Raw genomic sequence first — 9,869 nt, forward strand, 5'->3', positions numbered from 1 at the left:
CCCCCCCCCCCCCCCCCCCCCCCCCCCCCCCCCCCCCCCCCCCCCCCCCGCCGCCGCCCCCCCCCCCCCCCGCCCCCCCCGCCGGGGGGGGGGGGCCCCCCCCCCCCCCCCCCCACGCCGAGCATGATCCCGAAAAGTGGTTACCGGTTTTCGGCCAAGATCATGCTCAAACAAGAAGTTTCTTCGGCCGATGGCCGATCAAGTCGGCGGGCGTTTGGCCCGCGCTAGATGCAAGGGGTTTTCTGACCCCGAAAAGGAGAACGGCATGAACCAAGAGGTCATGAATCTCTTCAATCCCCAGGCGCCTGCGCAGGTGTTCGATTCCATCCGGATTTCGCTCGCCAGCCCTGAGAAGATTCTGTCCTGGTCGTTCGGCGAGATCAAGAAGCCGGAGACCATCAACTACCGCACCTTCAAGCCGGAGCGCGACGGCCTGTTCTGCGCGCGTATTTTCGGTCCGATCAAGGACTACGAGTGCCTGTGCGGCAAGTACAAGCGCATGAAGTACAAGGGCGTCATCTGCGAAAAGTGCGGCGTCGAAGTCACGCTGTCGCGCGTCCGTCGCGAGCGCATGGGCCATATCGAGCTGGCCGCGCCCGTCGCCCACATCTGGTTCCTGAAGTCGCTGCCGTCGCGTATCGGCACGCTGCTCGACATGACGCTGAAGGACATCGAGCGCGTTCTCTACTTCGAGAACTACATCGTCACCGAGCCTGGCCTCACCGCACTGAAGGAGCACCAGCTCCTCAGCGAGGAAGAGTACATGATGGCGGTCGACGAGTATGGCGAAGATAGCTTCACCGCCATGATCGGCGCCGAGGCCATCCACGACCTTCTGGCCGGCATGGACCTGGAGAAGATCGCCGGCGACCTGCGTTCGGAGCTGGCTTCGACCACGTCCGAGCTGAAGCAGAAGAAGTATCTGAAGCGGCTCAAGGTCGTCGAGAACTTCATGGAGTCCGGCAACCGCCCGGAATGGATGATCATGAAGGTGGTTCCGGTGATCCCGCCGGACCTGCGCCCGCTGGTTCCGCTGGACGGCGGCCGCTTCGCCACGTCCGATCTCAACGATCTGTATCGCCGCGTCATCAACCGCAACAACCGCCTGAAGCGGCTGATCGAGCTGCGTGCGCCCGGCATCATCGTGCGCAATGAAAAGCGCATGCTGCAGGAAGCCGTTGACGCGCTGTTCGACAATGGCCGTCGCGGCCGCGTCATCACCGGCGCCAACAAGCGTCCGCTGAAGTCGCTGTCCGACATGCTCAAGGGCAAGCAGGGCCGGTTCCGCCAGAACCTGCTCGGCAAGCGTGTCGACTATTCCGGCCGCTCAGTCATCGTCACCGGTCCGGAGCTCAAGCTGCACCAGTGCGGCCTGCCGAAGAAGATGGCGCTCGAACTGTTCAAGCCCTTCATCTATGCCCGTCTCGACGCCAAGGGTTATTCCTCGACCGTCAAGCAGGCGAAGAAGCTGGTCGAGAAGGAGCGTCCGGAGGTCTGGGATATCCTCGACGAGGTCATCCGCGAGCACCCGGTGCTTCTGAACCGTGCGCCGACGCTGCACCGCCTCGGCATCCAGGCGTTCGAGCCGATCCTGATCGAAGGCAAGGCGATCCAGCTTCACCCGCTGGTCTGCACGGCCTTCAATGCGGACTTCGACGGCGACCAGATGGCGGTTCACGTGCCGCTGTCGCTGGAAGCACAGCTTGAAGCCCGCGTGCTGATGATGTCGACCAACAACATCCTGCACCCGGCTTCCGGCGCGCCGATCATCGTGCCGTCGCAGGACATGGTTTTGGGTCTCTACTATCTGTCGATCGTCAACCAGAACGAGCCGGGTGAGGGCATGGTGTTTGCCGACATGGGCGAACTCCAGCACGCGCTCGAGACCAAGGCGGTGACGTTGCACACCAAGATCAAGGGCCGCTTCCGCACGGTCGATGCGGACGGCAAGGTCGTGTCGAAGATTTACGACACCACGCCCGGCCGCATGATCATCGGCGAGCTTCTGCCGAAGAACGTCAACGTGCCTTATGAGACCGCCAACCAGGAGATGACCAAGAAGAACATCTCCAAGATGATCGACACCGTCTACCGCCATTGCGGTCAGAAGGAGACGGTCATTTTCTGCGATCGCATCATGGCCCTCGGCTTCAGCCACGCCTGCCGCGCCGGCATTTCGTTCGGCAAGGACGACATGCTGATCCCGGATGCCAAGATCAAGCTGGTTTCCGACACCGAGGCTTTGGCCAAGGAGTACGAGCAGCAGTACAATGACGGCCTGATCACGCAGGGCGAGAAGTACAACAAGGTCGTCGACGCCTGGGCCAAGTGCTCGGAAAAGGTCGCCGACGAGATGATGGCCCGCATCAAGGCGGTCGAGTTCGAGGATAATGGCCGTCAAAAGCCGATGAACTCGATCTACATGATGTCGCACTCCGGTGCGCGCGGCTCGCCCACCCAGATGCGCCAGCTTGCCGGTATGCGCGGCCTGATGGCTAAGCCTAGCGGTGAGATCATCGAGACGCCGATCATCTCGAACTTCAAGGAAGGCCTGACCGTGCTCGAGTACTTCAACTCGACCCACGGCGCCCGCAAGGGTCTGGCCGACACCGCCTTGAAGACGGCGAACTCGGGTTACCTCACCCGTCGTCTGGTCGACGTGGCGCAGGACTGCATCGTCAACTCCGTCGACTGCGGCACCGACAAGGGCCTCACCATGCAGCCGATCGTCGATGCCGGCCAAGTCGTCGCTTCCGTCGGCCAGCGCGTCCTCGGCCGCACGGCGCTCGACGACATCACTCATCCGGTCACGGGTGAGGTTCTAGTCAAGGCCGGAACGCTGATGGACGAACGCGACGTCGAGCAGATCGAACAGGCCGGTGTCCAGTCGGTCCGTATCCGCTCGGCGCTGACCTGCGACGTCAGGGTCGGTGTATGCGCGGTCTGCTACGGACGCGATCTGGCCCGCGGCACCCCGGTCAACCAGGGCGAGGCTGTCGGCGTCATCGCGGCGCAGTCGATCGGCGAGCCGGGCACCCAGCTCACCATGCGTACCTTCCACATGGGCGGTACGGCGCAGGTGGTGGACTCGTCGTTCCTTGAAGCCTCCTATGAGGGCAAGGTCGAGATCCGCAACCGCAACGTGGTGCGCAACTCCGACGGCCAGCAGATGGTCATGGGCCGCAACATGGCGGTGCTGATCCTCGACGAGGCCGGCAAGGAGCGCGCCACGCACCGAGTCACCTATGGTTCGCGCATCTTCGTGGACGATGGCGACAAGGTGAAGCGCGGCCAGCGCATCGCCGAGTGGGATCCCTATACCCGCCCGGTCCTCACCGAAATCGAGGGCAAGGTGGCGTTCGAGGATCTGGTCGATGGCATTTCCGTCCAGGAAACGGCCGACGAATCGACCGGCATCACCAAGCGCGAGGTCATCGACTGGCGTTCGACGCCACGTGGCAACGACCTCAAGCCGGCGATCGTCGTCCAGGACACCAAGGGCAAGGTCGGCAAGCTGTCGAAGGGCGGCGACGCTCGCTTCCTGCTCTCGGTCGAGGCCATTCTTTCGGTCGAGCCGGGTGCACAGGTTCGCCCCGGCGACGTGCTGGCGCGTATCCCGATGGAAAGCGCCAAGACCAAGGACATCACCGGCGGTCTGCCGCGTGTTGCCGAACTGTTCGAGGCACGCCGTCCGAAGGATCACGCCATCATCGCCGAGATCGACGGCACGATCCGCTTTGGCCGCGACTACAAGAACAAGCGCCGCATCATCATCGAGCCGCATGACTCGACGCTTGAGCCGGTCGAATACCTGATCCCGAAGGGCAAGCCGTTCCATCTCCAGGACGGCGACGTTATCGAGAAGGGCGACTACATCCTCGACGGCAATCCGGCGCCGCACGACATCCTGGCGATCAAGGGCGTGGAGGCGCTTGCGTCCTACCTCGTCAACGAGATCCAGGAGGTCTACCGTCTGCAGGGCGTGTCGATCAACGACAAGCACATCGAGGTGATCGTTCGCCAGATGCTGCAGAAGGTCGAGATCACGGCGCAGGGCGACTCGACCTACATTCCGGGCGACCACGTCGACGTGATCGAGCTGGAAGAGGTCAACGAGCGCCTGGTCGAGGACGGCAAGAAGCCGGCCGAAGGCCAGCCGGTGCTCTTGGGCATCACCAAGGCCTCGCTGCAGACGCCGTCCTTCATCTCTGCCGCCTCCTTCCAGGAGACGACCCGAGTGCTGACCGAAGCGGCGGTTGCCGGCAAGACCGACATGCTGCAGGGGCTGAAGGAAAACGTCATCGTCGGCCGTCTGATCCCGGCCGGCACCGGCGGCACAATGAGCCAGATACGGCGCATCGCCACCTCGCGCGACGAGTTGATCATCGACGAACGCCGCAAGGCGTCGGGCGTCGAGGTCGCCGATCCGATGCTGACCGACATGGCTTCCGCCGCGCAGTACGCGCGGCGGTACAGATCTCAGGCAACAAAGCCGTCGGGACAACCCGGCGGCTTTTTTTGTGTGTTGAAGTTGGAATTTATGCCGCTGGCGACGGATTGGGAGGAGGCCTCGTCGAGTGTTGCGACTTATTTCGATCGTCCGGTGCCGCCCCTCATTGCCCTGCCGGGCATTTCTCCCCGTAAACGGGGAGAAAGAAGCTGACCGCAGCCTTGGCGCTCTTTCTGCGACGCTGGAGATTGGCGAAATCTTTGATGACGGCGTCCTTCTCCCCGTTCACGGGGAGAAGATGACGGCAGCCAGATGAGGGGCGGCGCGACGCTTGCAAGATGGTCAGGACCGGAGCGAAGGCCACTCTTTACAGCTCCGCGGCTTAATCGAAAAACGCTTCCACCACGTTGCGCTTGCCGAGCATGAAGGCGTCGGCGACATGCTGCAGCGGGGCGAGGTCGACGTCAGAGATGCCGGCGCGCACGATCTCGGCGAAACGCCTGTAGAGCATCGGATATTCGGCTTCCGGCTCGTCGTGAACGACGCGGCCGTCGACCGCTAGTTTTGAGCCGCCGCCCGAAAGCACCATCGCCCCCTTGTCCGTCTCGGCCAGGATGTCCCAGCTTTGCGGGCCGGTCTGGCGCCAGTCGAGCTCCATCGTCACCGGCAAGCCGTTCGAGGTGCGGAAGGCGATGTGCGCAGCGATCGGGGCTGCGCGGTTTTCGGGAAAATCGAGAATTGCCGAGGTGATGAACATTGCCGGCAGGATGTGGGTCGCAATCGACAGCGCGTTGATGCCGGGATCGAACACGCCGAAGCCGCCAGGAGCCCAGATCCAGTCCTGGTTCGGGTGCCAGCGGCGCACGTCTTCCTTCCAGTTGATGGCTGCCGATCTGATCTGCGTCGAGCCGAGAAATGCCCGCGCCGCTTCCACCGCCGGCGCATAGCGCGAATGCCAGCTGGCGAACAGCGAGACGCCGTTCGCGACCGCTAGCGCCTTCAAATCCTCGACCTCGCTGACCGTTGCACCGGGCGGCTTCTCCAGGAAGACATGCTTTTTCGCTTCGAGCGCCGTCCGCGCGGCGTCGTAGCGGAACTGCGGCGGCATGCAGAGCGATACGGCCTCAAGCTCCGGCACCGCGTTGAGCATAGCCTCGATATCAGGAAAATTCCCGATGCCGTCGACCTTGCCGTGCCGGCTGGCGGCCGCGACGAGGCGATAGGACTGGTCCTTCGCCAAGGCAGGCAGGTGCTGGTCGCGAACAATCTTTCCCACCCCGACGATGCCGAGCTTGATAGGGTTGCTGTTCGAAGACATGGGAGACTCCACGGATTGGAAAATGCACTGCTCCTGGCAGCGATTGGTTCTCTTAGCAGAGAACCGATGCCGGGCAAGTCACGGGAGGCTCGCCCGGTGGCCGGGATAGAACCCGCTTCAAACCGGCCTTGCTTCAGACTGGCCCTGCTTAGACTGGCCCTGCTTCAGACTGGCACATCGAAGGTGACGATCGACACTTCGCCTTCGAGCGCGCCTTGATAGGCCGACAGGTGCGGCTCTTCGTCGGGCATCCCGTCCAGGTCGCCGATCTGGTCAAGCTCCGCCTCGGCGTAACCCTCGGCAGAGAGTGATTCGAGCGCGCGGCGCACCGCCGAATCGTCGTCAGGCGCGACCAGCATGAGGTGGACGCCTTCCGGCTTGCCGCCCTTCCTTTTCCATGCCCGGCCGGTAATGATGGTGACCGGGCGCTCATCGTTGTCGTTCACGGGCCGATTCCTCCGGGCGAGGGGATTTGCGCTGTTCATGCCTCTTTTTCGCATGAAGCATGCCCGCGCAACAGCCGAAAGCCGGTCACTTTCTTCCCTCCTCTTGCAAAATGGCGAAAGAAAATTACATGCGTCTTTCGCATGGCTGCCAAGCCTCGGTTTCAGCCTAATATTTGGCGCTCCGGGGTTGACGGGCAACAGGCTTGCGAGTAGAAGCCGGCCAGTCAGAACCGATGTGAGGCTCTCCCTTCCGAAGCGACACGCTTTGGAGTTTGTCTCAAACAGGGTTCGTTTTACGAGCGAAAAGACATTTCCGGCGTGCACGAAGCGGTTTCCGCTTCCTCTGCCATTTGTTCGGGCAAGACCGCGAGGCGCGGTTTGTGGCCCGAATTTGCGTATGGAAATGACGCTTTGAGCGGCCCTGACCGGGCGAGACACGGAATTGAGAGACAAGAGGGTTTAATGCCTACCGTCAACCAGCTGATCCGCAAGCCGCGCATTGCGCCGGTGAAGCGCAACAAGGTCCCGGCCATGCAGCAGAACCCGCAGAAGCGGGGCGTCTGCACGCGCGTCTACACAACGACGCCGAAGAAGCCGAACTCGGCGCTGCGCAAGGTCGCCAAGATCCGTCTGACCAATGGTTTTGAAGTGATCGGCTACATCCCCGGCGAAGGCCACAACCTTCAGGAACACTCCGTGGTGATGATCCGCGGCGGCCGCGTCAAGGATCTTCCGGGCGTCCGCTACCATATCATCCGCGGTGTGCTCGACACGCAGGGTGTGAAGAACCGCAAGCAGCGCCGTTCGAAATACGGCGCCAAGCGTCCGAAGTGACCGAAGCGTAGCCAAGGTCATCCCGGACGGGCGCCAAGCGACGATCCAGGATCCAGGCCACCACGCAGAATTGAGGCAGAGAAAAAATGTCCCGTCGTCACAGTGCAGAAAAGCGTGAGATCAATCCGGACCCGAAGTTCGGCGATCTGATCGTCACCAAGTTCATGAACGCCGTCATGTATGACGGCAAGAAGTCGGTTGCCGAGACCATCGTCTACGGCGCGCTCGACCAGGTCCAGTCCAAGACCAAGCAGGAGCCGGTCACCGTCTTCCATCAGGCGCTCGACAATGTCGCGCCGCATGTGGAAGTGCGCTCGCGCCGCGTCGGTGGCGCCACGTACCAGGTTCCGGTCGACGTGCGCCCCGAGCGCCGTCAGGCGCTGGCCATCCGCTGGTTGATCGCCGCCGCCCGCAATCGCAACGAGACCACGATGGTCGACCGCCTCTCCGGCGAGCTGATGGACGCGGCCAACAACCGCGGCACCGCTGTTAAGAAGCGTGAAGACACCCACAAGATGGCAGAAGCCAACCGCGCCTTCGCGCACTACCGCTGGTAAAGCGCGAACGAGACTGAAGAGGCACCTCCCATGGCCCGCGAATATAAAATCGAAGATTACCGCAATTTCGGTATCATGGCGCATATCGACGCCGGCAAGACGACGACCACCGAGCGCGTCCTCTACTACACGGGCAAGTCGCACAAGATCGGCGAAGTCCATGACGGCGCTGCCACCATGGATTGGATGGAGCAGGAGCAGGAGCGCGGCATCACCATCACGTCGGCCGCGACCACGACCTTCTGGAAGGCTCGTGACGGCAAGATGCATCGCTTCAACATCATCGACACGCCCGGCCACGTCGACTTCACCATCGAGGTCGAGCGTTCGTTGCGCGTGCTCGACGGCGCCATTGCCCTGCTCGATGCCAATGCCGGTGTCGAGCCGCAGACGGAGACCGTCTGGCGTCAGGCCGACAAGTACCGCGTGCCGCGCATGATCTTCTGCAACAAGATGGACAAGATCGGCGCCGACTTTTATCGCTCGGTCGAGATGATCGGCTCGCGCCTCGGCGCGCATGCCGTCGTCATGCAGCTGCCGATCGGCGCCGAGACCGAGTTCAAGGGCGTCGTCGACTTGGTCGAGATGAACGCGCTGGTCTGGCGCGACGAGACGCTGGGCGCCGCCTGGGACGTCGTCGAGATTCCTGCCGACCTCAAGGCTCGTGCCGAAGAATACCGTGAGAAGATGATCGAGGCCGCCGTCGAAATGGACGAGACGGCGCTTGAGAATTACCTCGAAGGCAAGATGCCGAGCAATGACGAGATCCGCGCGCTGATCCGCAAGGGCACCATCGCGGTGAAGTTCTATCCGATGTTCTGTGGCTCGGCCTTCAAGAACAAGGGCGTGCAGCCGCTGCTCGACGCCGTCGTCGAATATCTGCCGTCGCCGGTCGATGTTCCGGCCATCAAGGGCGTCGACGCCAAGACCGATGCCGAGATCGAGCGTCATGCCGACGACAACGAGCCGCTGTCGATGCTCGCCTTCAAGATCATGAACGACCCGTTCGTCGGTTCGCTCACCTTTGCCCGCATCTATTCCGGCAAGCTCACCAAGGGCATCTCGGTCGACAACACGGTCAAGGGCAAGAAAGAGCGCATCGGCCGCATGCTGCAGATGCATGCGAACTCGCGCGCCGACGTCGAAGAGGCTTTTGCCGGCGATATCGTCGCCCTGGCCGGCCTCAAGGACACGACCACCGGCGACACGCTCAGTGATCCGCTGCATCCAGTCATCCTCGAGCGTATGGAATTCCCCGATCCGGTCATCCAGATCGCCATTGAGCCGAAGACCAAGAACGACCAGGAAAAGATGGGCCTTGCGCTGCATCGCCTGGCTGCCGAGGACCCGTCCTTCCGCGTCAAGACCGACGAGGAATCAGGCCAGACGATCATTTCCGGCATGGGCGAGCTCCACCTCGACATCATCGTCGACCGCATGCGCCGCGAGTTCAAGGTCGAGGCCAATGTCGGCGCGCCGCAGGTGGCATATCGCGAGACGATCACCCGCAGCCAAGAGCAGGACTACACCCATAAGAAGCAGACCGGCGGCACCGGTCAGTTCGCTCGCGTCAAAATTCTTTTCGAGCCAAATCCGGAAAGCAGCGAATTCCTGTTCGAATCCAAGATCGTTGGTGGCGCTGTGCCGAAGGAATACATCCCCGGTGTCGAAAAGGGCATCAACAGCGTCATGACGTCGGGTCCGTTCGCCGGCTTCCCGATGATCGGCGTCAAGGCGACGCTGATCGATGGTGCCTACCACGACGTGGATTCCAGCGTTCTGGCCTTCGAAATCGCTGGCCGTGCCTGCTTCCGTGAAGCGGCGCCCAGGCTTGGCGTGCAGTTGCTCGAGCCGATCATGAAGGTCGAAGTGGTGACGCCGGAAGATTATGTCGGCAGCGTCATCGGCGACCTGAACGGCCGTCGCGGCCAGATCCAGGGCCAGGAAGCCCGTGGCGTGGCGGTGGTTATCAACGCGATGGTGCCGCTCGCCAACATGTTCAAATACGTCGACAACCTGCGCTCGATGAGCCAAGGCCGCGCGGCCTACACGATGCAGTTCGATCACTACGAGCCGGTGCCGACCGCGGTCGCTCAGGAAGTCCAGAAGAAATACGCGTAATCCAAACGGGTTGCAGCGCTAACTTAATTCAAAGCCCGCACGGGCGAGCAGGAATGGAGAGATCACATGGCAAAAGGTAAATTCGAGCGTACAAAGCCTCATGTGAACATCGGCACGATTGGCCATGTCGATCATGGCAAGAC

General features: G+C 62.3%; 5 protein-coding genes and 2 pseudogenes. 5 read left to right on the forward strand and 2 right to left on the reverse strand.

Going from position 1 to position 9,869, the window contains the following annotated elements; translation table 11 throughout:
- Window positions 1–265: 265 nt before the first annotated feature.
- Window positions 266–4,456: pseudogene (gene rpoC / locus AC0L25_RS29790) on the forward strand (DNA-directed RNA polymerase subunit beta'); the annotation flags it as partial.
- Window positions 4,457–4,832: 376 nt separating this feature from the next.
- On the opposite strand, the gene AC0L25_RS29795 reads toward rpoC, so the two are convergent.
- On the reverse strand, window positions 4,833–5,768 hold the full coding sequence (locus AC0L25_RS29795) for a Gfo/Idh/MocA family protein (protein ID WP_473598739.1): 936 nt from the start codon (window positions 5,766–5,768) through the stop codon (window positions 4,833–4,835).
- Window positions 5,769–5,932: 164 nt separating this feature from the next.
- Window positions 5,933–6,214 carry a transcriptional regulator gene (locus tag AC0L25_RS29800; protein ID WP_473598740.1) on the reverse strand — a complete coding sequence of 94 codons (282 nt, stop codon included), beginning with the start codon at window positions 6,212–6,214 and terminating at the stop codon, window positions 5,933–5,935.
- Window positions 6,215–6,676: 462 nt separating this feature from the next.
- Between AC0L25_RS29800 and rpsL the strand changes: the two genes are divergently transcribed.
- The 4 genes and pseudogenes from rpsL to AC0L25_RS29820 form a co-directional block, all read left to right on the forward strand.
- Window positions 6,677–7,048 (forward strand): 30S ribosomal protein S12, encoded by a 372-nt coding sequence (gene rpsL, locus AC0L25_RS29805; protein ID WP_006333356.1) that lies wholly within the window; start codon window positions 6,677–6,679, stop codon window positions 7,046–7,048.
- Window positions 7,049–7,134: 86 nt separating this feature from the next.
- The gene (gene rpsG / locus AC0L25_RS29810; protein ID WP_008875664.1) at window positions 7,135–7,605 is read left to right on the forward strand and encodes a 30S ribosomal protein S7; all 471 of its coding nucleotides are present in this window, start codon (window positions 7,135–7,137) and stop codon (window positions 7,603–7,605) included.
- A gap of 30 nt (window positions 7,606–7,635) precedes the next feature.
- The gene (gene fusA, locus AC0L25_RS29815; protein WP_473598741.1) at window positions 7,636–9,726 is read left to right on the forward strand and encodes an elongation factor G; all 2,091 of its coding nucleotides are present in this window, start codon (window positions 7,636–7,638) and stop codon (window positions 9,724–9,726) included.
- A 66-nt stretch (window positions 9,727–9,792) separates the two neighbouring features.
- Window positions 9,793–9,869, forward strand: a pseudogene (locus AC0L25_RS29820) (GTP-binding protein); the annotation flags it as partial.

It is taken from the genome of Mesorhizobium sp. WSM4813, from assembly GCF_055811555.1.

Excerpts from the sequence above, each read along its gene's own strand:
- rpsG (WP_008875664.1), top strand. The coding sequence starts at position 7,135 with ATGTCCCGTCGTCACAGTGCAGAAAAGCGTGAGATCAATCCGGACCCG.
- AC0L25_RS29795 (WP_473598739.1), bottom strand. The coding sequence starts at position 5,768 with ATGTCTTCGAACAGCAACCCTATCAAGCTCGGCATCGTCGGGGTGGGA.
- fusA (WP_473598741.1), top strand. The coding sequence starts at position 7,636 with ATGGCCCGCGAATATAAAATCGAAGATTACCGCAATTTCGGTATCATG.
- rpsL (WP_006333356.1), top strand. The coding sequence starts at position 6,677 with ATGCCTACCGTCAACCAGCTGATCCGCAAGCCGCGCATTGCGCCGGTG.